Origin of the sequence: Bacillus sp. RO1, assembly GCF_012524115.1 — a bacterium.
Taxonomy (GTDB): domain Bacteria; phylum Bacillota; class Bacilli; order Bacillales; family Bacillaceae_I; genus Sutcliffiella_A.
Genome location: NZ_JAAZWB010000081.1, coordinates 21,639 through 46,640, shown reverse-complemented (window position 1 = coordinate 46,640; position 25,002 = coordinate 21,639). Strand labels below are relative to the sequence as shown.

The following is a 25,002-nucleotide window of genomic DNA, read 5'->3' as shown; positions in this document are numbered from 1 at the left end:
AAAATATGTTTACGCTTTCATATTTAAATGAAACAAAACCGCCGGGTATGGCGGTTCTGCATATCGTTGCCTTGTTGTTGGTTGAATGGTGTTGTCTTGTTAAAAAAATTAATTACGCTTTGTTGGAAGATCCAAATTCGCGCATTTTGCCTTTTACTGTATCTTTAATTGCGTCGCGAGCAGGTCCTAGGTATTTACGAGGATCGTACTCTTCTGTTTTTGCAGCAAGTGTTTCACGTACTGCTTTTGCAGATGCAATTTGGTTTTCTGTATTAACGTTGATTTTCGCTGTTCCAAAAGAGATTGCTTTTTGGATGTCATGCGTAGGAATTCCAGTTCCGCCGTGTAATACTAAAGGAACGCCAGCACGGTTGTTGATGTCTTCCATCTCTTTAAAGCCAAGGTTCGGTTCACCTTTGTAAGGACCGTGTACGGAGCCTAAAGCTGGAGCTAGGCAATCAATTCCTGTGCGTTTTACAAGCTCTTCACACTCGTTAGGGTCAGCATAGATTACGCCATCAGCGATAACGTCGTCTTCTTGTCCGCCTACTACACCAAGCTCTGCCTCAACAGAAACTCCGTGGAAGTGTGCTAATTCTACAACTTTAGAAGTTGTTTCAATGTTCTCCTCAAATGGATGGTGAGAAGCATCGATCATTACAGAAGTAAATCCAGCGTGGATCGCTTTTGCACAAGATTCAAAGCTTGAACCGTGGTCCAAATGGATTGCTACAGGTACAGTTACCCCGTACTCTTCCATTAGAGCTTTAACCATTGCTACTACTGTTTTGAAGCCACCCATATAACGAGCTGCACCTTCAGAAACACCAAGGATAACTGGTGAATTCTCCTCTTGTGCTGCTTGTAGAATTGCTTGTGTGAACTCTAGGTTGTTCAAGTTGAACTGACCTACTGCATAGCCTTCTGCATTTGCTTTTTTCAGCATTTCTGTCATGGAAACTAAAGGCATGATAACATCCTCCTTTGTATTATATTCACTCCGAAAAGTTTTTCCCGTCTTTACAAAGTGGTAAACACAAGGGCTTGTCCTTCGTGCATACCTTTGTAAAAAATTTCACCCATATCAAAACTAGCATGACCAAACGGTAAACCAGTTATGTATATCAGGTCAAAAAGTGCAAAAACTTGACGGATGATTTTTATCCAGTACTTAGCATATCAACTATGTAGAAAAACGGCAACTACTGAAGTATGCCGTTTTTCAATGTAAGCGATAACACCTAAAATGTTTTAATATTCAGTTATAAAATGGACGTTTTACACCGATTGACGCGGCATGTTTTTACGGACCGCATCCCTAATTTCATCAATATCGAATGGTTTGGCAAAGTGCGTGATTGCTCCAAGGTCTTTCGACTCCTGGATCATATCCAATTCACCGTATGCTGTCATAATGATTACCTGGATATCAGAATTAATTGCTTTTAGCCGCTTTAAGATCTCAATTCCGTCCATACCGGGGATCTTCATGTCTAACAATACTAAGTCCGGTGAATGCTTTTCTACGATATCTAATGCTTGGTACCCGTTTGCTGCCTGAAACGTCTGATAGCCCTCTTTTTGGAATACTTCATTCAACAAAATCCGTATCCCATACTGGTCATCCACAATCAGTAATTTTTGACCCACCATTACACCCCATCTCTAAAAATAATCAATCCGTTTCCATCCACCCACCTAATTCTACTATAATAGTCTTATTTCCTCCTTTTTCGACCGGGAAATTTTTTGAGGAAGGGAAATTATAAAGAAATTTTTGTTAAGGGGTCAGACCCCAGCAGGACTTTCCCCCTTGATGTAGAAGGCTCCAGCCAACACAGAGGATGTCGGATTATGTAGGAAAAACGCGAACGAAAAGGGGACAGACCCCCCTAGGATTTTTGCTACTTTTGTCATACTACCTATTATTATACTTGAATTTTGGTGGAATGAGGGTTGGGGTTTTGTTTAATAATTTATGTTATAGGAGTGTGATTTGGGATGTTGAAGATTTTTACGACTCAGTTGCAGGGTGTGTTTAATAGAATAGGTTCTAGTGAGGAGTTTGCGTTTGAGGATGCGGCTCGGCTTTTGGCTCAGGCTGCCGTCGGGGATGGACGTATTTATGTGCACGGTGTGAAGGAGATGAAAGCAGTCGAGGCGGAAGCAATCTCAGGAGCGGAGCCGCTTATGAGCGCCACCCTTTTATCAGACCTAGACAGTTTCCACGATTTGACCGATACAGATCGGGCGTTGATTGTGTCCCGCTTTTCTACAGATGAAGAAGCGATTAGTACAGCAAAAGCTTTAAAGGAACTAGGAATTGAAATAGTGGGTATTTCGACGGTGATGGAACTTGAGCAGGAGGAATCTACTGACGTGACGAAAACCCTTGATTCTTTGTCTGATGTACATATTGACCTGAAGTTGAAGAAGCCACTGATTCCCGGTGATGACGGGGAACGCTTTGGCTTTCCTTCTAGCATGGTGGCTTTATATGTTTATCATGGGCTAGCTTTTACGTTGAAAGAGATTTTGGAAGAACAAGAGTAGAACAAATTTTATTGGATGCCAGAGTTGGTAAGCATGTTGGCTGGTGTCAAAGCTAATTAGGATGTACGATTAATTTTTTTCGTAAAGAGTGGGAGGGTTCCTATTGGAGAAAGAGCAATGTGACTTAACAAAGCAAAATTCAGTTAAGGAAAAGCCGTTAGAAGTAATTGACGGGTACACGATAAAGTACCATGCAAACGGCAAAACCATTTGGTCAAAGGGGAAAATGTCAGGCGACCAACCAGAAGGCTATTGGGAATGGTATCGTGCCGATGGGACCATCAAGCGGTCAGGGTATTTTGAGAATGGCGAACCTGTTGGGGAATGGATTACTTATGACAGTAAGGGCGAAAAATACAAAACCACAAATCGTGATAAATAACATTAAAAAGCTCAGAGCTATCAAAAACTCTGAGCTTTTTGTATATCTATAAATTTAAGCCATAACCTCAGCATTTTTCAAAGATGCTGCCACAAAGTCGCGGAATAGCGGTTGTGGGCGGTTTGGTCTGGAAGTGAATTCTGGGTGGAATTGGGATGCAAGGAACCATGGGTGGTCTTTGATCTCAATTACTTCTACCAGACGGCCGTCAGGGCTTGTGCCGGAGAAGATGAATCCGTGGTCTTCCATTTGTTGACGATATTGGTTGTTGAACTCATAGCGGTGACGGTGGCGTTCGTAGACCACTTCGTCTGCATAAGCTTTTTGTGCCAAGGAATCGTCATTTAACTTACAAGGATATAATCCAAGGCGCAACGTTCCGCCAAGGTCCTCGATGTCTTTTTGCTCTGGTAAAAGGTCGATGATTGGGTATGGCGTTTCCGGGTTCAGCTCAGCAGAGTGGGCACCTTCAAATCCAAGGACATTACGTGCAAACTCAACAGAGGCAAGCTGCATGCCAAGGCAGATTCCGAAGAATGGTACCTTCTTCTCACGCGCATAGCGAATCGCTTCAATTTTCCCTTCCACACCGCGGTCGCCGAAACCACCTGGTACAAGGATTCCGTCCGCACCATTCAATAGCTCGTCCACGTTTTCAGCTGTTACTTCTTCGGAGTTGATCCAGTTGATTTTTACATCTGCATCGTACTCATAACCAGCATGACGCAATGCTTCCGCAACAGAAAGGTAGGCATCTTGGAGCTCCACATATTTTCCGACAAGGGCGATCGTCGTTTTCTTGGAAAGGTTTTTCACCTTGTTCACAAGTGCCGTCCATTCTGTCATGTCCGCCTCACCTTTTGTCTCAAGCTTCAGGTGATCCACGACAATATTGTCCATGTTTTGCGCTTGATAAGCTAATGGCACTTCATAAAGAGTATCAGCGTCGATAGATTCAATAACCGCCTTCTCATCGATATCACAGAACAAGGCAATCTTGTCCTTCATATCTTGAGAGATCGGCATTTCAGAACGCAATACGATGATATTTGGTTGGATTCCAAGACCGCGAAGTTCTTTTACACTGTGCTGTGTCGGCTTTGTTTTCAACTCGCCAGCCACGCGGATGTAAGGAACAAGTGTACAGTGGATGTACATCACATTGTCTCGACCGATGTCACTCTTGATTTGACGGATTGCTTCAAGATATGGAAGTGACTCGATATCCCCTACCGTTCCACCGATTTCAGTGATGACCACGTCTGCATTTGTCTCACGGCCAGCACGGAAAACGCGCTCTTTAATTTCATTTGTAATGTGTGGGATAACCTGCACTGTTCCACCCAAATAGTCGCCGCGGCGCTCTTTTTTCAGAACCGTAGAATAAATTTTCCCTGTTGTCACGTTGGAATATTTGTTCAGGTTGATATCAATGAAACGCTCATAGTGACCTAAGTCAAGATCCGTTTCTGCTCCGTCGCCTGTCACGAATACTTCCCCGTGTTGGTAAGGACTCATTGTACCCGGATCCACATTAATATATGGATCAAATTTTTGGATGGTCACATTCAACCCGCGATTTTTTAATAATCTACCTAATGATGCAGCAGTAATCCCTTTACCTAAGGATGACACTACGCCACCTGTTACGAAAATATACTTTGTCATGCTGTCTCCCCCTCGAAAAAATTTTATTTGAAAATAATAATAAGTAACGAATATGCTTTTAAGAGGCATTTAACATTTTTATCATTAGTCAAAAACACTAAATTCATTTACGAAAAAATGAAGCTGCCCCCAATTTCTCAGGTTCAGCATATGAATGTTTATTCACCAATAAAATAAAAAACGCCCCACTTGCCAGCATTTGCAGCAAGGGGAGCGTGTATATGTTCAACAAATTATACGTGTCCTTTTTTAAGGAGCCCAAAAAAGATTCTACCTAGTCGGGGGTGAAAAGTCAAGGTTTGAATTAACTTGCGAATTTTCACTTTTTTTCGATTTAGACTTATGAAAAAACACTCCCCGATTGTCGTCCCGGGGAGTGGTTACTAGTTGCGATTAGAGGTCTTCTTCTTCATCTTCTTCCAATTCTTCTTCTTCCTCATCGTCATCGAGCCCATACTCCTCGTCTTCGATTAGGTCTTCTTCAAACTCTTCGTCATCATCTTCGTCTGCATCATCATCGGCGTCGTCAAAGTCATCTTCTTCCACTTCGTCCTCTTCATAATCATCCAGATCGTCGAATTCTAATTCTTCTTCATCCAACTCATCGAACTCGTCAGCATCGATATCGTCCTCGTCAACAGCCTTCTTCTTCTTCTTGGACTTTGCCTTCACCTGAGGAGTTGTTTCTTCTTCTATTTGATCATAAGGATACCATGCACGAAGTCCCCATTGGTTTTCTCCAATACAAATGAAGCGGCCGTCAATGTTCAGGTCCGTATAGAACTGAGACAACTTGCCCTTAAGGTCTTCGTCTGTAAAACCGGTGATTTTCTTGATCTCCGTAATTAATTCGCCAAAAGTCACAGACTGCTTCTGTTCGTTAAATAAAGCAGTAGCGATTTCGATCAATGACATCTCTTGCACTTCTTCTGCCGTTAAATGGTTTAATGCCAATGTCTGCACATCCTTTCTATATATGTAAAAAGACAATAATCATAGCAATTCCTAGAAAAATCCATACCACTCATTATAAACAAAATACCAATGTTTAATCCAGCATAAAATAAATCTTTCCCTCAAAAAAATGAAAAACCTATAAAAAAGCGAAAATAGCGAAAAAAATGAGAAAAAAGAAAAAAAGGGGGTCAGACCCCCAAAGGTATTTCCCTCTCCGCGTCGAACCCTATAAAGTTAGCGAAGAAACCCCGATTGTCTCGGGGTTCCCCAGCTTCTTTTCTTTACATGTTTCGTCTGAATTGGCCGCCGACTTCGTAGAGGGCTGTGGTGATTTGGCCGAGGCTTGCCACTCGGACGGTTTCCATCAGTTCTTCAAAGATGTTGCCACCGGTGATTGCCACTTGCTTCAGCCTACCTAACGCCTCTTCCACCTCTCCTGCATTACGCTCCTGGAACGCTGCAAGGTTTTGGATCTGCGTTTGCTTCTCTTCTTCTGTTGAACGAGCAAGCTCGATATCATTCAAATCGTCCTCAGAAGGCGGATTCGGATTTTTATAGGTGTTCACTCCGATAATCGGAAGCTCGCCTGTATGTTTTTTCATCTCATAGTACATGGACTCATCTTGAATTTTTCCGCGCTGATACTGAGTCTCCATCGCACCAAGGACGCCACCGCGGTCATTTAAGCGTTCAAATTCCTGCAGCACCATTTCCTCCACAAGGTCTGTCAGCTCCTCCACGACAAAGGCTCCTTGCAACGGATTCTCATTTTTCGCCAAGCCGTGCTCCTTGGTAATGATCATCTGAATAGCCATCGCTCGACGAACAGATTCTTCCGTCGGCGTTGTAATTGCCTCATCATACGCATTCGTATGCAGTGAGTTGCAGTTATCTTGCAGAGCCATCAAGGCTTGCAGTGTCGTACGAATATCGTTGAAGTCGATTTCCTGTGCGTGCAAGGAACGACCGGACGTCTGAATATGATACTTCAGCTTCTGGCTGCGCTCATTGGCACCATATTTATTTTTCATAACTGTCGCCCAGATACGGCGTGCCACGCGACCGATTACTGTGTACTCTGCATCAAGTCCGTTACTGAAGAAGAACGACAAGTTCGGCGCAAAGTCATCAATCTTCATACCGCGGCTCAAGTAATACTCCACATACGTGAAACCATTCGCAAGCGTGAACGCCAATTGTGTAATCGGGTTCGCGCCCGCCTCGGCAATATGGTACCCAGAAATAGATACAGAATAATAATTGCGTACCTTTTTATCAATAAAGTATTGCTGGATGTCTCCCATTACTCTCAAAGCAAACTCTGTTGAGAAAATGCACGTATTCTGGCCTTGATCTTCTTTTAAAATATCCGCTTGCACCGTTCCACGAACAGTTTGCATCGTAATAGCTCGAACTTCAGCAAACTCTTCTACCGTTAACACACGACCAAGTTCTTCTTCACGCTTCTGCACCTGCTGATCAATCGCCGTGTTCATAAACATCGCCAAAATAACAGGCGCAGGACCGTTGATAGTCATCGAAACGGAGGTGCTTGGCGCACACAGATCAAAGCCCGCATACAACTTTTTCATGTCATCCAATGTACAAATGCTCACGCCGCTGTTTCCTACTTTTCCGTAGATGTCCGGACGTTCAGCCGGATCTTCCCCGTACAACGTAACCGAGTCAAATGCCGTACTTAATCGCTTTGCATCGTCATCCTTACTTAAATAGTGGAAGCGGCGGTTTGTACGTTCAGGTGTCCCCTCCCCAGCGAATTGACGCTTCGGATCCTCTCCTTCTCGCTTAAACGGGAACACACCGGCCGTATAAGGGAATTCTCCAGGCACGTTCTCACGATACACCCACTTCAAAATCTCCCCATAGTCCACATATTTCGGCAGAACTACTTTCGGAATTTTCAAGCCAGACAACGTTTTAGTCGTAAGTTTCGTGATGATTTCCTTGTCACGGATCTTTGTAACAAACTGGTCACCGGAATATTTCTCTTTCTTCTCTTCCCAACCAGCTAAAATTTTGCGGGAGTTGCTTGTCAATTTTTCTTCGTATTCACGGCGAAGCTCAGCAAGGGATGCCACAAGCTCCTCATTCCCAACAGCAGCCTCCATCGCTCCATCCAGCTGGAACAACTTCCTCGCCAATTCGACCTGCTCAGCAGCCATCTTATGATAATTGCGAACCGTCTCACTGATCTCGCGCAAATAATAGCGGCGGTCATTAGGTATGATCACATTCTGTTTTTCCACATCCTTGGACGTCGGCAAGCTAGAAGAATAAGCTGAACCAGTCTTCTCATTCATTAACTCCAATAACGCCGCAAAAAGCGTGTTCGTCCCTAAGTCATTGAACTGGCTCGCAATCGTACCGTACACCGGCATTTCATCCAATTCTTTATCCCATAAAAGACGGCTGCGTTGGTACTGCTTTTGCACCTGGCGTTTCGCGTCCTCGGAGCCTTTGCGCTCATATTTATTAATGACGATCAGGTCCGCGTAATCAATCATATCGATTTTTTCCAACTGAGATGGCGCACCGAATTCACTCGTCATCACATACATGGAGATATCACAAATCTCCGTGATTCCTGCATCTCCCTGCCCGATTCCGCTCGTTTCGACAATAATTAAGTCAAAACCGGCAGCCTTCGTGACAGCAATCGCATCTTGGATCGCCAAGGAAAGCTCAGAACGGGATCCACGGGTTGCAAGTGAACGCATATACACACGCGGGTTAAAAATCGCGTTCATGCGGATCCGGTCTCCAAGTAATGCCCCACCTGTCTTCTGCTTCGTCGGATCAATGGACAGAATCGCCACTTTTTTATCTGGTACTTCGTTTATAAATCTGCGAATCAACTCATCTGTCAGCGAGCTTTTCCCCGCTCCACCTGTCCCTGTAATCCCAAGGACCGGCACAGTTTTCTGCTTTTCTTTTACCTTAGCCAAGGCCGTTTGAGCCGTTGCCGCCACCTCTTCATCTGAAGTCACCTGCAGCTCGGACAACGTAATCAGTTTGGCAATCGCCTGATGATTATCCGCATCCAGACGTTCCACTTCATCGCCAAGGGATTTGACCGTTACAAAGTCACATTCCTTCAGCATCGAATTGATCATGCCTTGCAGCCCATGTTCGCGACCATCCTCTGGCGAAAAGATGCGTGCGATCCCGTATGCATGCAGTTCTTTTATCTCACTAGGAATGATGACCCCGCCGCCACCACCGTAAATGCGGATGTGAGAGGCGCCTTTCTCCTTCAGCAAATCATACATATATTTAAAATATTCGACATGTCCGCCCTGATAAGAGGAAATGGCAATCCCCTGCACATCCTCCTGGATCGCCGCGTTCACGATTTCCTCAACGGAGCGGTTGTGGCCAAGGTGAATAACCTCCGCACCGCTCGCCTGGATGATGCGGCGCATGATGTTGATTGAGGCGTCATGCCCGTCAAAAAGACTTGAAGCTGTTACAAAACGAATATGGTTAATTGGACGATAAACTTCCATGTTTCACATTCTCCCCCTTTGTAAGTCCGTGCACTAAAAGTTCAATCTGGCCTTCAATATAGGCATCCAGCTCAAAGTGCTTGTGCAGCACCCAGCGCCGGAATCCCCACATCTGACCCTGTACGAAAATATTATGGGCAACCAATTGAATCTGCTGTTCTTTCATTTCGATATCCTCAGCGGTCATGCAGTTTCTGATGACCTGTTCAAACATGGCCACCATCGCAAGCTCCTTGTTCAATACGTAAGGAAGCGCGTCTTTTGATAAAGACTTGGCCTCCTGATACATAACAAGGACCTCATCCTGCATTTCATCCATCACCCTAAAATAGTACCGGATTGCGGATTTCAAGCTTTCCAGATTCCCCCGCTTCATGTCGAGTTCCTCCTGCAAGCGCTCTCCTACCTGGTCATAAATCCGGTCACAGACAAGGTAAAGGACATCTTCCTTCGTTCTGATATATTCATAGAGCGTGCCGATGCTGAAGCCGGCCTCTTTCGCAATTTCCCTTGTTGTCGTGCGGTGGAACCCCTTCTCTTTGAAAAGGCTCACCGCTCCCTTGATCATCTGGTCGCGGCGCTTCTCGATCAGCCGCTCATCTTTAACGGATGCATGTACTTGACGTTTTTTCATCATCCTGTCTGTCACCTACTTACTTAGTAAGCATTCTGGAGATAACGAGACGTTGGATTTCTTGTGTTCCTTCATAGATTTGCGTAATTTTCGCATCCCTCATATAGCGCTCCACCGGATAGTCCTTCGTGTAGCCGTAGCCGCCGAATACCTGAACCGCTTCAGTTGTCACCTTCATCGCCGTGTCGCCAGCGAACAGTTTGGACATCGCAGACTCCAAGCCATAGCTTAAGCCCTCGGACTCTCTCCAAGCCGCCTGGTAGGTTAGAAGTCTTGAAGCTTCCACCGTTGTCGCCATGTCTGCCAGTTTAAAAGAAACACCCTGCTGTGCCGCAATTGGCTTTCCGAACTGAACGCGCTCTTTTGCATAAGCAACTGCTGCATCCAGTGCACCTTGTGCAATCCCAACAGCCTGTGCAGCAATCCCGTTACGCCCGCCATCAAGCGTCGTCATCGCCACTTTAAAGCCTTCTCCCTCTGCTCCAAGCATGTTTTCTACCGGCACTCGGCAATCTTCAAAAATGATTTCTGTCGTTGGTGAAGAACGAATGCCTAGCTTTTGTTCTTTTTTCCCAACGCTGAAGCCTGGGAAGTCCGCTTCTACGATAAATGCGCTCGTGCCTTTATGCTTGCTGGACGGATCTGTTACGGCAAACACCACATAGATGTCCGCAATCCCGCCGTTTGTGATGAAAATTTTTGAGCCGTTCAGGACATAATGGTCGCCATCTAATTTCGCTGTTGTTCTCATGCCGCCTGCATCAGACCCGGATCCTGGCTCAGTAAGACCATATCCACCGATGCTTGTTCCTTGCGCAAGAGGCACCAAATATTTCTGTTTCTGCTCTTCTGTTCCGTACTTGTAGATTGGCCAGCTCGCAAGGGACGTGTGTGCGGAAAGGGTTACCCCTGTAGAAGCACATACCCGTGAAAGCTCCTCTACCGCGATGCAATATGCTAAGTAGTCACTTCCGATACCGCCGTACTCTTCCGGAAACGGGATTCCTGTTAAACCAAGGTCCGCCATCTTTTTGAAAATTTCCATATCAAAGCGTTCTTCTTCATCACGCTCAGCAGCTGTCGGCTCCACTTCGTTCTTGGCAAAATCACGTACCATTTTACGAATCATTTCATGTTCTTCAGATAGTAAAAAGTTCATATTTTTCATCCCCCGATTTTTTGAATGGTTCACACGCTCCGGGCCTCACTTTTCGCGGGGCCGTTGCGCGGCAGTTTCGTCTTAAATTTCACGAGTTTATATCGTTTTTTGCTATTTTAAGTGCCTTAGAAAACCGTTCGGTCATTTCAGAAGGACTTTCGGACACTTTTATTGTTCTTTTAGCTATGGTTCGGTCAACCTTTTGTTGCGTTCGGACAACTTTGACGGTGGGTTCGGCCATTTGAAAAATTGGTTCGGACACTTTCGTTGAAACTTCGGTCAACTTTGCCAAATCTTCGGTCAACTTCCTGAAAACTTCGGTCAACTTTCGAAAATCTTCGGACATTTGGCCGCGAACAGCACGTAATTAAACAAAAATTACACACTAACACTCGCTAAAGCCTCCCGATCTTTCAACGCTGTCCCCCACTAGTTCATCAAATGTTTCCCAATCACCAATCTCTGAATCTCGCTCGTTCCCTCGTAAATCTCACAAACCTTTGCGTCACGGAAGTAGCGCTCGACTGGATAATCCTTCGTATAGCCGTAGCCGCCGAATACCTGAACGGCCTCTATCGCCACGTTCATCGCAGTCTGAGACGCAAAAAGCTTCGCCATCGATGCTTCCTTCCCGCAAGGCTTGCCCAAAGCACGCAGGTTGGCCGCACGATACGTCAACAGCCTCGCACCTTCCACAGCAGTCGCCATGTCTGCCAGTTTAAAAGAAACACCCTGCTGTGCCGCGATTGGCTTGCCAAACTGAACACGCTCTTTTGCATAGGCTGTTGCTGCCTGCACTGCCGCTTCTGCGATACCAAGGGACTGAGCCGCAATGCCAATTCGACCGACATCAAGATTCGCCATCGCAATTTTGAACCCTTCGCCTTCCACTCCAAGCAAGTTTTCCGCAGGAACCTTAGCGTCTTCAAACGTCAGCTGGACCGTTTTCGAGCCGTGCAACCCCATCTTGTGCTCATCTTTTCCAATTACAAATCCAGGAGTATCCTTTTCCACGATGAATGCGGAGACCCCTTTGGAGCCAAGCTCCGGATTAGTCGAAGCAAACACAATGTACGTGTCCGCTTCCCCGCCGTTTGTAATGAACACCTTCGCTCCATTCAACACATAGTGGTCCCCTTGCTTAACGGCACGGGTTTTCAAACTCCCTGCATCCGACCCCGCACTCGGCTCCGTCAAACAGAACGCGCCAAGATACTCACCAGATGCTAGCTTCGTCACATACTTCTGCTTCTGCTCTTCTGTGCCAAAATAGAGAATAGGATTCGTCCCAACAGACGTGTGTACGGACAGGATCACTCCTACCGTTGCGCTCACACGGGAAAGCTCATTGATGGCGATGATGTAGGAAGGAAAGTCCATGCCCGCTCCGCCGTACTCTTCCGGAATGGTCATTCCCATCAGGCCAAGGTCCGCCATTTTCCGCAATATCTCACGAGGGAACTCGCCCTCTTCCATTTTTTCCACGAAAGGTGCAATTTCGGTTTCTGCGAAATCGCGCACCATTTTCCGAACCATTTCCTGCTCTTCTGTAAAACGTAAATTCATGCTATTCGTCCCCTCTCCTGCTGTCTTAAAAAATACCCCTTTGTCTCACTCAACCGATTCTTACGTCTCGTACGTATAAAATCCGCGGCCAGTCTTGCGGCCCAGCCAACCAGCTTTCACATATTTTCTTAACAACGGACATGGACGATATTTGTCATCGCCAAAGCCTTCATGCAACGTTTCCATAATGTACAGGCATGTATCAAGCCCAATAAAATCCGCAAGCGTCAACGGCCCCATGGGATGGTTCATGCCAAGCTTCATGACTTCATCAATTGCTTCCGGTGTTGCCACGCCCTCGTAAACTGTGAAAATGGCTTCATTGATCATCGGCATCAACACACGGTTAGAAACGAATCCTGGGAAATCGTTCACTTCCACCGGTAGCTTGGATAGCTTCTTTGTCATATCTTCAATTGCGCCGTACACTTCGTCTGCTGTCTGCAAACCGCGAATGATTTCTACCAGTTTCATAACAGGTACAGGATTCATAAAGTGCATCCCGATTACCTTTTCCGGTCTGCCTGTCGCTGCAGCGATTTCCGTAATTGGAAGCGAAGATGTATTTGTCGCTAAAATGGTGTGAGCCGGAGCGTGCTGATCTAGCTCTGCGAAAATCTTCTTTTTAATGTCCATGTTTTCCACTGCCGCTTCGATGACGATGTCGACAAGTTTGGCATCTTCAAGAGTGGTTGTTGTTTGCAGGCGACTCAGTACAGCTGTTTTTTCATCCTCTGTCATACGCCCTTTGTCCACGGATCTACTCAAATTTTTCGTAATGCCCGCAAGTCCGCGCTCCAAGAATTCCTGCTTCAAATCATTCATATATACGTCATACCCGGCCATCGCACAAACCTGCGCGATGCCTGAGCCCATCTGTCCTGCCCCAATTACCATTACTTTTTGAATTGTCATGTTCTGATTCCTCCTAAAAGTTTTCGCTTATACTTGAATCAAAATTGCATCGCCCTGACCGCCGCCTGAGCAGATAGAAGCAATTCCAAGGCCGCCGCCGCGGCGCTTCAGCTCATGAATCAATGACACAATGATGCGTGCCCCACTTGCTCCAATCGGATGTCCAAGTGCTACCGCTCCGCCGTTTACATTCACCTTCTCCAAATCCAATCCTGCTAGATTTGCAGATGCGAGTGCTACCGCTGCGAATGCTTCGTTTATTTCAAAAAGATCAATCTCCTCAAGCTTTGTTCCTGTTTTCTTTAAAAGTTCGGTGATGACAAGTCCTGGAGTTTTCGGGAAATCCTTTGCTTCCACTGCAATGGAGGCATGCCCAAGGATGGTTGCCATTACTTCTTTCCCTTCTTTTGCTGCACGGTCCTCACTCATTAACACAAGCGCACTGGCTCCGTCATTCACGCCTGGCGCGTTTCCTGCCGTAATCGTTCCGTCATGGTCGAACGCCGGTCTTAATGACGCAAGTTTCTCAATGGATGTATCTTTTCGAGGAGACTCATCCTTGCTAACAACAACCGGATCTCCTTTTCGCTGCGGTACGGAAACTGGGACGATTTCATCTGTAAAATAACCCTTCTCCGTTGCTTCAATGGCGCGTTGGTGACTTCTGAATGCCCATGCATCTTGGTCTTCACGGCTGATTTCCATTTCCTTTGCGACACTGTTTCCGTAGGTACCCATGTGAACGCCTGTGAAGGTACAAGTAAGCCCGTCATGCACCATCATGTCTTGTACGGTGCTGTCGCCCATTCGAAGTCCCCATCTTGCTTTTGGAAGCATGTATGGTGCGTTGCTCATGGATTCCATTCCACCTGCGACGATGACTTCCTCTTCACCGGAACGGATGAGGATGTCGCCTAGTGTGACGCTACGCATGCCGGAAGCGCAGACTTTGTTGATGGTTTCGGTGCGTACTTCCCATGGCAGGCCTGCTTTTTGGGAGGCTTGGCGGGATGGAAGTTGACCTTGGCCGCCTTGAAGGACGGTGCCCATGATGACTTCGCCTACTTGGTCGCCTGATAGGTTTGCTCTGTTTAGTGCTTCTTTGATGGCAACTGCTCCTAGGTCTGAGGCAGATAGTGCGCTTAATCCTCCTGCGAATCGGCCGATTGGTGTGCGGACTCCACTAACGATTACTGTTTTTCCCATGGTTGATTTCCTCCTTTTATTTTAAAAAAATTCGCTTTGACTCCCAGTTGCTTTGCGTTCCAGGTGTTCGCTTTCCTAGGGGCGGTACTTGAGCCTCCTCGCTTCGCTTCAGGGGTCTCAACCTACCGCTATCTCCCTCAGGAGTCTCACACCTTGCACTCCAAGCAGCTGGGTAAATTAATTCGACATAAGTTGTTACCGCTTACAATCACTCTGTTTTAAAAACTGAACGAGCGCTCAGTTTTGGTGAAAAGCATATGGTGCACGCAGAGAACTACGTACACCTTGTATGCTGGGTTCTATTATTCTATTAGGATACTAATTCTTGTTTTTCGCCGATGACGGAGCGTTCTAGTAGTTCTGCTACGTCGTATGTGCCGACGTTTTCTTCTACTTCTTTTGCTTTCGTGCCGTCAGATAGCATCGTTAAGCAGTAAGGACAGCCGGAGCTGATGACGCTTGGTGCGACTTCGAGTGCTTGTTCAGTACGGGCGACGTTGACGCGTGTGCCTGTGTCTTCTTCCATCCACATGAGGCCTCCACCTGCTCCACAGCACATTCCCGTTTCGCGACTGCGGTTCATTTCGACCACTTTGACGCCTGGGATGGCTTTCAGGATGTCACGAGGCGGCTCGTATACTTCGTTGTATCTTCCGAGGTAGCAGGAATCGTGATACGTGATTGTTTCTTTTACCTCGTGTACTGGTTTGAGTTTTCCTTCTTTCACAAGCTCTGCCAACACTTCTGTATGGTGGTAAACTTCAGCTTCTAAGCCGAAATCAGGATACTCATTTTTGAAAATGTTGTAAGCATGCGGGTCGATGGTGACGATTTTCTTGACTTCGTTTTTCTCAAATTCCGCGATATTGCTTGTCGCAAGCTCCTGGAATAGGAATTCGTTTCCTAGGCGGCGCGGCGTATCTCCGGAGTTTTTCTCCTTGTTGCCGAGAATCGCGAATTTAACGCCGGCTTCGTTCATTAATTTTGCAAAAGAGATGGCGATTTTCTGGGAGCGATTATCGAAGGATCCCATGGACCCTACCCAGAACAGAAACTCAAACTCTTCCCCTGCTTTTTTCATTTCTTTTACCGTAGGAATGCTTACTTCTGGTGCTGCATCGCGCCAGTTTTCACGTTCCTTGCGGTTTAGACCCCAAGGATTTCCTTGGCGTTCGATGTTTGTCATCGCGCGCTGTGCATCTGCATCCATTTTCCCTTCTGTAAGAACCAGGTAACGGCGAAGGTCGATGATTTTATCCACATGCTCGTTCATTACCGGACATTGGTCCTCACAGTTACGACAGGTCGTACATGCCCAGATCTCTTCTTCGGTGATTACATCGCCGATCAGGCTTGGGCTGTATTCGATTGTTGCCGCACTTTCTTGTGCACCTTTTCCGGCAGCAGCCATGGCAAGCTGATTACCATGCGTGTTATTGAACGCATATGTTGGTACCCAAGGGGATTTAGACGTGATGGCCGCTCCCTTGTCTGTTAAGTGATCACGGATTTTAACGATCAAATCCATCGGTGAAAGCATTTTTCCTGTGCCTGTTGCCGGACACATGTTGGTACAGCGTCCACATTCCACACAGGCATACATATCGATTAATTGGTATTGGGTGAAGTCTTCCACTTTTCCGACACCGAATGTTTCTTGTGTTTCGTCTTCAAAATTAATTTTCTCAAGCTTTCCTGGGTTCGTTGTGCGATGGAAAAATACATTCGCAGGTCCTGCAATCAAATGCGCGTGCTTGGATTGCGGTACGTACACCAAGAAGGTTAATAAGAATAATAGGTGAATCCACCAGCCGACATAGAATAATGCAATGGCAGCCGTTTCATTGATCCAGCTGAACATGAGTGCGAAAAAGGATGCCACCGGCTCACTCCATGTTAAGCCGTGATCATGCCAGATAAGTCCCATTCCGTTTGAAAATAAAACAGAAAGCATTAACCCGCCGATGAATAATAATACTAGGCCGGATTTAAAGCCTCTTTTTAGACGAACTAACTTTTCCACATAGCGGCGGTGGAAGGCCCATACAACCGCAACTAAAATCATTAGCGTTACTAGCTCTTGGAAAAACGTAAAGGCTGGATATAATGGTCCAAGCGGCAAATGCGCGTTTGGAACAAGTCCTTTGATGATCAAGTCCAGCGCCCCAAGCTGGACCATCAGAAATCCATAGAAGAACATGACGTGGATAATCCCACTTTTCTTATCCTTCAATAATTTTTTCTGGCCAAAAACATTGACCCAAACTTTGTCTAATCGTTCTTTCACTTTGTTGTCGAATTCAACTTTTTTCCCAAGTTTGATGAATTGAATCCTTGTTCTGATCAAGTAAACAAATAGCGATACTGCGTAAGCGGTTACAATTATCGTTAAAATCCAATTGGCAATTAACAAACCGTTACTCACATCTCCCACTCCTTTCGTGTCCCCTTTTACTGTCGGCCTTTTACGTGTTTTTTTCTACGAAAGAGCCTCAATGTTTGGAAAGAATATAATTTTCAGAACTTTAGTAATTTACCTATATCTTATAACTGAATGAGCATTCAGTCAACACATTTAACTTAAATATCGGCTTTATTTTTCGACGAATTAGGGTATGGGTAATTAGTTATAGGATAAGAACGCAGGAATACGTAAAAACTATATGGACGTGTTTTCGGGAGGGAAAAGGATGGAAATTGCATTTATCATTATCGGGGCGATTGTACTTGTGTTTGCTTGGTTGGCACTTGATTTACACCTGGGGAGAAAAAAGCATTTAAAAGAAATCAAAAGGCTGAAGTTTCCGAAAAGGCAGAGTGAGATTATGCTTTATGCCGATGGCAACTTGCTGTATAAGGATTTATTTCACGATATGCGTCATGCCACCAATCACATTCATTCCCTCTTTTACATGGTACGAAACGATCATGCGAGTAAAGAATTTTTGTCTATTTTAAAAGATAAGGCAGATCAGGGTTTGGAGGTTCGTCTCCTTCTTGATTATTTTGGATCGTTTGACATAAAAAAAGAAACCATTAAAGACCTTGAACAGCACGGTATCAAAGTGGAGGTTTACCATAAGCCCGCATTTCCATTCTTTTTTTTCAGTATCAATCAGCGAAATCACCGGAAGATAACGGTGATTGATGGAAAAATCGGATATGTTGGTGGATTCAATATTGGAAAAGAATATTTGGGACAGGATCCGGAGTTTGGCGTTTGGCGTGACTACCATCTTAAACTTGAGGGGGAAGGCGTTCAGGATCTTCAGTCACAGTTTATCCAAAACTGGGAGCAAGCCGGCGATTTTCCATCTAGCGAATGGGGCGAAAGGTATTATCCGGAGCTTCCGAAAGGACCCATTACGCACAAACTGGTACCAACGAATGGCGGCCATTTGACGGAAACGTTCTATAAGCTAATTCAAAAAGCGGAGACATCGATCATCATTTGTACTCCCTATTTTATTCCGAGTGAATCCTTGTTGGATGAGTTACTAGACGCTCTCGGACGCGGCGTGAAGGTGACGATTCTTGTTCCGGCCAAAGCGGACCATGCGCTGGTGATGGATGCAGCGTTCCCCTATTTCGCAACGCTGATAGAAGCAGGTGCCGATGTTTATCGCTTCTATCTTGGATTTTATCATGCCAAAGTGGTCGTGATTGATGACCATACTTGTGATATTGGGACTGCCAATTTTGATAAGCGCAGCCTCTTTTTGAACAATGAAATTAATTGTTTAATTTTTGATAAAGAGTTTGTGCACAAGACCGTTCAGGAGATTCATAAGGACATTCACAATTCGGAGAAATTGACGCTTGAATTTATCCGAAACAGAACTTGGATGGATAAAGGAAAAGAAAAGCTGTCCAAGATTATTGCGCCATTGTTGTAAGATAAGGCAAGGTAAGCTGTTGAAAAGGAGTCTGGTAAGATGCGTATTCGCTTTGGATTTGTATCACAATCTTGGACGTTGTGGGAGGCATCCCCTGCCCGGGCGTTGACCTATACTCGGTACAAGCAGCTGGGTGATGCTGAAAAGAAGGAGAAATTATTAGCCGTAACACGTGAAAATTTACGGAACACTTTGCGGACGATCTATTTTTGCATTGCACACGAAATACAAGTCTTCCGCTTCTCGTCTTCTATCGTTCCGCTTGCCACCCACCCTGATGTAAAATGGGACTTTGTTCGTGAGTTTGGTGATGAATTCAAGGAGATTGGCGACTTGGTAAAGCGGTATGGCATGCGTTCGAGTTTCCATCCCAACCAATTCACGTTGTTTACGAGTGATAAACCGCATATAACCGAGAATGCGGTGATTGATATGGTGTACCACTATGAGATGTTGAAAGCGATGGGGTTAGAAGACGAGGGTACAATCAATATCCATGTCGGTGGTGCTTATGGGAACAAGAAGCTTGCGGTGGAGAGGTTCCGGGAGAATATTTTGTCGTTACCAGATGAGGTCAGGGCACGGATGACGTTGGAGAACGATGATAAGACTTACACAACGGAGGAAACATTGGTGTTATGCGAGGAGCTTGGAATCCCGCTTGCCTTTGATTACCATCATGAGTATGCGAATCCAAGTTCTGTGTCATGGGAAGAACTGTTGCCACGTGTATATGGAACGTGGAAGGATATTGGCATCATTCCCAAGATACATATCTCCTCTCCTATTTCGGAAAAGAAATTGCGACACCATGCGGACTTTGTGGACCTTCAATTTATCATGGAATTTTTGAAAGTGGCAGTCGACTTGGGGCAGGATGTGGACTTTATGGTAGAAGCAAAACGGAAAGATGAAGCGGCACTTCAACTATGCGAAGAAATCGCGAAAATTCGTGGAGTCAAACGTCTGAGTGGCGGCGCGGTGGAGTGGTGAAGAGATAAAGAAGTAAAGAGGGGTCTGACCCTCACCGCTCTAATGCGGTGAAGAGTCAAACCCCTCTCTTTTTTAGTTGCTTGATTGAAAAATAGGTGCTATCCAGGTGAATAGGCGGTAGCCAAGGTAGATGCCGACGATTCCTACGATGCCGGAGAATACGGGCGGCGCTGGGATTGGCAGGCGGAAGAGGGCGAAGAGAAATCCTACGACCATGCCTGTTGCTAGTGCTAATAAACTTTCTTTCATTGTTGGAAAACTCCCTTGTTGTATTTATCTTATGTTGTTATTTTGACCAAAAGAAAGCTCTCTACTCTAATTTCTAGTAGAGAGCTTTTTGGTCTTACATTTTCTCTGGTGCTGAAACTCCGATCAACTTAAGTGCATCTTGCAGCGTGATTTGAACAGATTTCATTAAACCAAGACGTGCTCTGGATTTTTCTTGGTTGTCAGGGTCTAATACTTTCTCCGCATTGTAGAAGCTGTGAAGCGCGGAAGCAAGTTCAAATATATAGTTTGTAATTCGGTGAGGGATGCGTTTTTCTGCCGCTTCCGCTACCGCAAGTGGGTATTCCCCAAGCTTTTTCAAAAGGTCGATCTCTTTTTCAGAAGAGATGTGTTCTAGCGCAAAGTCCCCTTCTAGGCTTAGACCTTGCTCTTCGCCTTGGCGAAGCATGCTGCAAATACGAGCGTGCGCGTATTGTGCGTAGAATACAGGATTTTCATTAGACTGGGAAACTGCTAAGTCCATATCAAAATCTAAATGCGTGTCACCTGAACGCATCGCAAAGAAATAACGTACAGCATCCAAGCCCACTTCTTCCATCAAGTCACGCATTGTTACAGCTTTACCGGTACGCTTACTCATTTTCATCTTTTCACCGTTTTGGAAAAGGTGGACAAGCTGGATGATTTCTACTTCCAGTGCGTTTTTTCCGTAACCAAGCGCTTCAATGGCTGCCTTCATACGAGGGATGTAGCCGTGGTGGTCTGCTCCCCAGATGTTGATAAGCTTGTCATGGCCGCGTTTTAGTTTATCCTGATGGTACGCGATGTCCGGAGTTAAATACGTGTAAGATCCGTCATTTTTAATTAGTACCCGGTTTTTGTCATCGCCGAATTCTGTGGAACGGAACCAAGTTGCTCCTTCTTCTTCGTAGATGTGGCCCTGTTCGCGAAGGGTTGCCATTGCATCGTCAATTTTCCCGTTATTATAAAGGGAAGTCTCGGAGTACCAAACGTCAAAGCGGACACGGAACTCTTCTAGGTCCTGTTGCAATTTTTTCATTTCGTATTTTAAGCCGTATTCACGGAAAAAGCTGCGGCGGTCTTCTTCAGATTCATGGACGAAACGGTCGCCGAACTCATCTGCGATTGCCTGGCCGATTCCAATGATATCTTTTCCATGATAGCCATCTTCCGGCATTTCTTTGTCTTGGCCAAGTGCTTGGAAATAGCGTGCCTCAACAGAAAGTGCGAGGTTGTTGATTTGGTTACCCGCGTCGTTGATGTAGTATTCGCGTGTTACATCGTAGCCTGCCTTGTCAAGTACATTACAAAGAGAATCCCCCACTGCTGCACCACGGGCATGTCCAAGGTGAAGGTCGCCTGTAGGGTTGGCCGATACGAACTCGACATTGATTTTTTCGCCGTTGCCGACGTTAGAACGCCCGTAATTGGAGCCTTCTTTAAGGATTGTCGGAATTAAATCTGTCAGATAAGCATTGTCCATGTAAAAGTTGATGAATCCCGGGCCGGCGATATCAATTTTATCGATTGATGCCTTTGATTGATCAAAATTTTTCACGATTTCTTCCGCAATCATGCGTGGTGCTTTTTTCGCTACTCGTGCAAGCTGCATCGCCATATTCGTGGAGTAATCTCCGTTTGCTTTGTCCTTCGGTGTTTCGAGCACAACAGTTGGGATTTGCTCCTCTGTTGCCAAGCCTGCTTTAAGAACGGAAGCCTTAATCTCTTCTTTCAGGCGTTCTTGTACTTGTTCTACTATATTCATCTTGCCTGTTCCTCCTCGTAGTTGATTGTTATCAAGTATTGACCGGTTATTTGATCTTGAACCTTCAATTTATAGTCAAGCTGCAAACAGCCTCGTTTCTTATCGGGATCCTTCATCATGACCACTTTTTCGGTTTCCGTTTCAAACTGAAACCTTGCGCCAGCACCCTGGTAGCTTCCGTCTGTCGTTTCACCCGCACGGAAGGATTGCAACATATTGATGTCCCCTGAGCGCTTCAGACGTACTTCTTTGTCTGTAATTTTATAAAAACAATCGACCTTCTCTTTGCCTTCAAGTTCTTCTGAGAAGACGATGTATTCTGACTCACCTTTTATGTAGTATTGACCATCTGCCCCAAACACAACAAATTCCCTGTCATTATCCGCATTAATTATTTCCGATTGGAACGTCACCTTTATCGGCATCTTTAAGTGATTTTGATTGTCTGCCATCTGGCCCCACATCCTTTTATCTTTAACGCTTACTGGTTCGCGTCGATTTTTCTATAACCTTCATAGTATAAAACAAGTAGGGTGTGGAGTTCAATAGAGGATGTTGGTGGGCGGTGGAAAAATGGTGGATTTTCGCGTTGGGTGGGGGTGGAAGGGGGATTGGAATTGAGATTGGAGAATTGGGAGTTCTATTGGACAGTTTGCCTGAGTTTTTTTGGCCTTCGGGCGAATAGAAGCGTTCTATTAGACAGTTTGCCTGAGTTTCCTTGGCCTTCAAGCGTATAGAAGCGTTCTATTAGACAGTTTGCCTGAGTTTCCTTGGCCTTCAGGCGTATAGAAGCGTTCTATTAGTCAGTTTCCCTTGTATTCTTCAAGCTTCAAACAAATTGGACCTCCCTATTAGACCGTTCATCTATAATCCCACCTTCTTCGGTTATATAGAACCTGCCAACACATAAAAAGCCCTGTCCCCCAAGCACTCTCGCAAGTACTTGAAAAACAGAGCCAAAAATAAAATGCTTATTTTACCCAACCTAAAATCATTTCACGGATCAGCTTGCTTGCAGTGTTGGCAGTTTGCTCGGAAGCGTCATAAATAGGTGCAACCTCAACTAAATCCGCTCCAACCACGTTCACATCGGAACCTGCAATCGCATGGATGGATGCAAGCAACTCACGGGACGTGATACCGCCACAATCCACTGTTCCTGTACCTGGTGCGTGTGCAGGGTCAAGAACGTCGATGTCGATAGTTACGTATACCGGACGGCCAGCAAGTGTTGGAAGGATTTCTTTTAATGGCTCAAGCACCTCAAACTTGGAGATGTGCATGCCCACTTCCTTAGCCCATTGGAACTCTTCCTTCATACCGGAACGGATTCCAAATGAGTACACATTCGTCGGCCCGATTAGGTTTGCTGCTTTCTTGATCGGTGTGGAGTGGGAAAGCGGCTCGCCTTCGTAGTCGTCACGAAGATCAGTGTGAGCGTCCATATGGATGATAGCAAGGTCTGGATACTTTTTGTACATTGCCTTGATGACTGGCCATGATACAAGATGCTCTCCTCCCATACCAAGTGGGAACTTATCTTTTTCTAAAAGGCTGTCGATGTATTCTTCAATCATTTCGATGCTTTTTTGCGGATTACCGAATGGCAATGGGATATCACCAGCATCAAAGTATTTTACTTCTTCTAATTCACGATCTAGGTACGGGCTGTACTCTTCTAGTCCGATGGATACTTCGCGGATACGGGACGGGCCGAAGCGGGATCCTGGGCGGTAGCTTACTGTCCAGTCCATCGGCATACCGTAGATTACTGCTTGGCTATCTTCAAAGCTTGGATGGCTTTTAATAAATACGTTGCCTGAATATGCTTCATCAAAACGCATGGGTAGTTTCCTCCTTGGAGTGAGGGGGTAGTTTCAAGAAAATGGTGTGAATTAGTCAACTTCCTGTTGATTTCCGTTCCGGGTGTTCGCTTTCCACGGGCGGTCCGGGAGCCTCCTCACAACGCTTCAGGGGTCTCCCCAGTCCCTTCCTCCCGTAGGACATGGAAGGCTTCGACAGCGACGCATCGCACGAAGAAAATGCGTAGCATTTTCGAGGAGTCTCACACCCTGCACTTCAATCAACAGGCGAAACAGTTAAAATATGACGTATCTCACTTTCGTCCCTCATAGTGTGATTTATATTTATTTTAAGGGGTCTGACCCTTAGCGCTTTAACGCGCTGAGGGTCAGACCCCTCTTTAGTTCTCTATAACTTCAAAGCTGTACCGCGGCGAGGGTCAGACCCCTCTTTACCTCTTTATCTCTCTACCTTATTACTTCACTAAATCCGCTACAAATTTAGGTAGGGCGAATGCTGCTTTGTGCAGGTCTTTTGTGTAGTATTTTGTGTCGATTTCGTGGAAGCGGTCTTCGCTTACTTCCAGTGGGTCGTGTTTTTTGGATCCGATTGTGAATGTCCACATGCCGCTTGGATATGTTGGGATGTTTGCGATATACAGGCGTGTGATCGGGAAGATTTCACGTACGTCGCGTTGTACATTTGTGATTAACTCAGGTGTGAACCAAGGGTTGTCCGTTTGCGCTACGAATACGCCGTCTTCTTTTAACGCTTTGGAGATTCCTGCGTAGAAGCCTTTTGTAAATAGGTTAACAGCTGGTCCAACTGGCTCTGTGGAGTCAACCATGATTACATCATACTCGTTTTCGCTTTCTGCGATGTGCATGAAGCCGTCACCGACTTTCACTTCCACGCGCTCGTTTTCAAGCTCTCCTGCAATTTCAGGAAGATACTTCTTGGAGTACTCGATTACTTTCCCATCAATTTCAACAAGTGTCGCTTTTTTCACGCTTGGGTGCTTCAAGACTTCGCGGATAACGCCGCCGTCTCCACCGCCTACTACTAACACATTTTCAGGATTTGGGTGCGTGAACAATGGCACGTGTGCCACCATTTCGTGATAAACGAACTCGTCCTTTTGTGTCGTCATAACCATGCCGTCCAAGATAAGCATGTTGCCGAACTCTTCTGTTTCTACCATATCAAGCTTTTGGAATTCCGTCTGCTCTGTATGTAAAGTGCGTTTGATTTTCGCTGTGATTCCGAAGTTTTTTGTTTGATATTCTGTGTACCATAATTCCATTTTGTACAACATTCCCTTCCAACATTAAATTTACTATCTATCTTGCGGCCATAAGCGTTAGTTTCTATCGTTAAATGCTCGTTTTTATCGTTCCCTATCGATGAAAAATGAAACATTGAATTGTCGGGATTTCTTGCTTCTTCGGCCAAAAAACAACCGCGTCCACTTTTCTAATCACCAAGAAAAAAGTATAGATGAATCTAGCAAAAATTCAAGTAAAAAATTTATTTTTCTGCAAATGTTTAAAAAGGTTCAAAGAATTTAATACTAGGAAATAAAACCATTTTTTATGAATGAAGATATATGTTCGTTTTAACGGTTGATTTTCGTTCCAGGCGCTTCGCTTTTCTGCGGGCGGTCCGGGAGCCTCCTCGGCAAGCCTGCGGGGTCTCCCCTATCCCTTCCTCCCCCGGAAGTCTACGCGCC

20 protein-coding genes are annotated in these 25,002 nt (G+C 45.5%); 4 read left to right on the top strand and 16 right to left on the bottom strand.

Annotated elements, in window-relative coordinates; all coding sequences use genetic code 11:
• Nucleotides 1-112: 112 nt before the first annotated feature.
• Complete coding sequence (locus tag HC179_RS13705; RefSeq protein WP_148987195.1) at nt 113-970, bottom strand: class II fructose-bisphosphate aldolase; 858 nt, start codon at nt 968-970, stop codon at nt 113-115.
• Between the two features lie 308 nt (nt 971-1,278).
• The gene (locus HC179_RS13700; protein WP_010197444.1) at nt 1,279-1,653 is read right to left on the bottom strand and encodes a response regulator; all 375 of its coding nucleotides are present in this window, start codon (nt 1,651-1,653) and stop codon (nt 1,279-1,281) included.
• 348 nt (nt 1,654-2,001) lie between these two features.
• On the opposite strand from HC179_RS13700, the gene HC179_RS13695 reads away from it, so the two are divergent.
• Together HC179_RS13695 and HC179_RS13690 are read left to right on the top strand one after the other, a co-directional pair.
• Entirely contained in the window at nt 2,002-2,553 is a 552-nt protein-coding gene (locus HC179_RS13695) for a DUF2529 domain-containing protein (RefSeq protein ID WP_168864813.1), read from the top strand.
• Nucleotides 2,554-2,656: 103 nt separating this feature from the next.
• Nucleotides 2,657-2,935 (top strand): toxin-antitoxin system YwqK family antitoxin, encoded by a 279-nt coding sequence (locus HC179_RS13690; RefSeq protein ID WP_168864812.1) that lies wholly within the window; start codon nt 2,657-2,659, stop codon nt 2,933-2,935.
• A gap of 54 nt (nt 2,936-2,989) precedes the next feature.
• On the opposite strand, the gene HC179_RS13685 is transcribed toward HC179_RS13690, so the two are convergent.
• The 9 genes from HC179_RS13685 to HC179_RS13645 all read right to left on the bottom strand — a co-directional run bounded on the left by HC179_RS13685 (nt 2,990) and on the right by HC179_RS13645 (nt 16,992).
• Nucleotides 2,990-4,603, bottom strand: a complete 1,614-nt coding sequence (locus HC179_RS13685) for a CTP synthase (protein WP_168864811.1) — start codon at nt 4,601-4,603, stop codon at nt 2,990-2,992.
• Nucleotides 4,604-4,996: 393 nt separating this feature from the next.
• The gene (gene rpoE / locus HC179_RS13680; protein ID WP_346775147.1) at nt 4,997-5,566 is read right to left on the bottom strand and encodes a DNA-directed RNA polymerase subunit delta; all 570 of its coding nucleotides are present in this window, start codon (nt 5,564-5,566) and stop codon (nt 4,997-4,999) included.
• Between the two features lie 275 nt (nt 5,567-5,841).
• On the bottom strand, nt 5,842-9,087 hold the full coding sequence (gene icmF, locus HC179_RS13675) for a fused isobutyryl-CoA mutase/GTPase IcmF (protein WP_168864809.1): 3,246 nt from the start codon (nt 9,085-9,087) through the stop codon (nt 5,842-5,844).
• Complete coding sequence (locus tag HC179_RS13670) at nt 9,065-9,721, bottom strand: TetR/AcrR family transcriptional regulator (RefSeq protein ID WP_168864938.1); 657 nt, start codon at nt 9,719-9,721, stop codon at nt 9,065-9,067. Before HC179_RS13670 ends, icmF begins: the two co-directional genes overlap by 23 nt.
• Nucleotides 9,722-9,740: 19 nt before the next feature.
• Complete coding sequence (locus tag HC179_RS13665; protein WP_168864808.1) at nt 9,741-10,880, bottom strand: acyl-CoA dehydrogenase; 1,140 nt, start codon at nt 10,878-10,880, stop codon at nt 9,741-9,743.
• A 429-nt stretch (nt 10,881-11,309) separates the two neighbouring features.
• Entirely contained in the window at nt 11,310-12,446 is a 1,137-nt protein-coding gene (locus HC179_RS13660; protein ID WP_168864807.1) for an acyl-CoA dehydrogenase, read from the bottom strand.
• Nucleotides 12,447-12,506: 60 nt separating this feature from the next.
• Nucleotides 12,507-13,361, bottom strand: coding sequence for a 3-hydroxybutyryl-CoA dehydrogenase (locus HC179_RS13655; protein ID WP_168864806.1), 855 nt, complete (start codon nt 13,359-13,361; stop codon nt 12,507-12,509).
• A 27-nt stretch (nt 13,362-13,388) separates the two neighbouring features.
• Entirely contained in the window at nt 13,389-14,567 is a 1,179-nt protein-coding gene (locus HC179_RS13650; RefSeq protein ID WP_168864805.1) for an acetyl-CoA C-acetyltransferase, read from the bottom strand.
• A gap of 310 nt (nt 14,568-14,877) precedes the next feature.
• Nucleotides 14,878-16,992, bottom strand: coding sequence for a heterodisulfide reductase-related iron-sulfur binding cluster (locus HC179_RS13645; RefSeq protein ID WP_168864804.1), 2,115 nt, complete (start codon nt 16,990-16,992; stop codon nt 14,878-14,880).
• A 265-nt stretch (nt 16,993-17,257) separates the two neighbouring features.
• On the opposite strand from HC179_RS13645, the gene cls reads away from it, so the two are divergent.
• Both cls and uvsE read left to right on the top strand, forming a co-directional pair.
• Nucleotides 17,258-18,463 (top strand): cardiolipin synthase, encoded by a 1,206-nt coding sequence (gene cls / locus HC179_RS13640; protein ID WP_168864803.1) that lies wholly within the window; start codon nt 17,258-17,260, stop codon nt 18,461-18,463.
• A 39-nt stretch (nt 18,464-18,502) separates the two neighbouring features.
• Nucleotides 18,503-19,456 carry a UV DNA damage repair endonuclease UvsE gene (gene uvsE, locus HC179_RS13635; RefSeq protein ID WP_168864802.1) on the top strand — a complete coding sequence of 318 codons (954 nt, stop codon included), beginning with the start codon at nt 18,503-18,505 and terminating at the stop codon, nt 19,454-19,456.
• 72 nt (nt 19,457-19,528) lie between these two features.
• Here the strand turns inward: uvsE and HC179_RS13630 are convergent, their stop codons facing one another.
• The 5 genes from HC179_RS13630 to speE form a co-directional block, all read right to left on the bottom strand.
• Entirely contained in the window at nt 19,529-19,705 is a 177-nt protein-coding gene (locus tag HC179_RS13630; RefSeq protein ID WP_148987182.1) for a XapX domain-containing protein, read from the bottom strand.
• A 94-nt stretch (nt 19,706-19,799) separates the two neighbouring features.
• Nucleotides 19,800-21,470 carry an arginine--tRNA ligase gene (gene argS / locus HC179_RS13625; RefSeq protein ID WP_168864801.1) on the bottom strand — a complete coding sequence of 557 codons (1,671 nt, stop codon included), beginning with the start codon at nt 21,468-21,470 and terminating at the stop codon, nt 19,800-19,802.
• Nucleotides 21,467-21,922: a YwiB family protein gene (locus tag HC179_RS13620; protein ID WP_168864800.1), complete on the bottom strand. Its 456-nt coding sequence runs from the start codon at nt 21,920-21,922 to the stop codon at nt 21,467-21,469. Before HC179_RS13620 ends, argS begins: the two co-directional genes overlap by 4 nt.
• A 519-nt stretch (nt 21,923-22,441) precedes the next feature.
• Nucleotides 22,442-23,314, bottom strand: a complete 873-nt coding sequence (gene speB / locus HC179_RS13615) for an agmatinase (protein ID WP_148987179.1) — start codon at nt 23,312-23,314, stop codon at nt 22,442-22,444.
• A gap of 434 nt (nt 23,315-23,748) precedes the next feature.
• Nucleotides 23,749-24,576 (bottom strand): spermidine synthase, encoded by an 828-nt coding sequence (gene speE / locus HC179_RS13610; RefSeq protein ID WP_148987178.1) that lies wholly within the window; start codon nt 24,574-24,576, stop codon nt 23,749-23,751.
• Nucleotides 24,577-25,002: the final 426 nt, after the last annotated feature.

Coding starts and splice junctions, on each gene's coding strand:
- HC179_RS13660 (WP_168864807.1), bottom strand. CDS start 12,446: ATGAATTTACGTTTTACAGAAGAGCAGGAAATGGTTCGGAAAATGGTG.
- uvsE (WP_168864802.1), top strand. CDS start 18,503: ATGCGTATTCGCTTTGGATTTGTATCACAATCTTGGACGTTGTGGGAG.
- HC179_RS13665 (WP_168864808.1), bottom strand. CDS start 10,880: ATGAACTTTTTACTATCTGAAGAACATGAAATGATTCGTAAAATGGTA.
- HC179_RS13655 (WP_168864806.1), bottom strand. CDS start 13,361: ATGACAATTCAAAAAGTAATGGTAATTGGGGCAGGACAGATGGGCTCA.
- cls (WP_168864803.1), top strand. CDS start 17,258: ATGGAAATTGCATTTATCATTATCGGGGCGATTGTACTTGTGTTTGCT.
- argS (WP_168864801.1), bottom strand. CDS start 21,470: ATGAATATAGTAGAACAAGTACAAGAACGCCTGAAAGAAGAGATTAAG.
- HC179_RS13685 (WP_168864811.1), bottom strand. CDS start 4,603: ATGACAAAGTATATTTTCGTAACAGGTGGCGTAGTGTCATCCTTAGGT.
- icmF (WP_168864809.1), bottom strand. CDS start 9,087: ATGGAAGTTTATCGTCCAATTAACCATATTCGTTTTGTAACAGCTTCA.
- speB (WP_148987179.1), bottom strand. CDS start 23,314: ATGCGTTTTGATGAAGCATATTCAGGCAACGTATTTATTAAAAGCCAT.
- HC179_RS13695 (WP_168864813.1), top strand. CDS start 2,002: ATGTTGAAGATTTTTACGACTCAGTTGCAGGGTGTGTTTAATAGAATA.
- HC179_RS13670 (WP_168864938.1), bottom strand. CDS start 9,721: ATGAAAAAACGTCAAGTACATGCATCCGTTAAAGATGAGCGGCTGATC.
- HC179_RS13650 (WP_168864805.1), bottom strand. CDS start 14,567: ATGGGAAAAACAGTAATCGTTAGTGGAGTCCGCACACCAATCGGCCGA.
- HC179_RS13630 (WP_148987182.1), bottom strand. CDS start 19,705: ATGAAAGAAAGTTTATTAGCACTAGCAACAGGCATGGTCGTAGGATTT.
- HC179_RS13705 (WP_148987195.1), bottom strand. CDS start 970: ATGCCTTTAGTTTCCATGACAGAAATGCTGAAAAAAGCAAATGCAGAA.
- HC179_RS13700 (WP_010197444.1), bottom strand. CDS start 1,653: ATGGTGGGTCAAAAATTACTGATTGTGGATGACCAGTATGGGATACGG.
- speE (WP_148987178.1), bottom strand. CDS start 24,576: ATGGAATTATGGTACACAGAATATCAAACAAAAAACTTCGGAATCACA.
- HC179_RS13620 (WP_168864800.1), bottom strand. CDS start 21,922: ATGGCAGACAATCAAAATCACTTAAAGATGCCGATAAAGGTGACGTTC.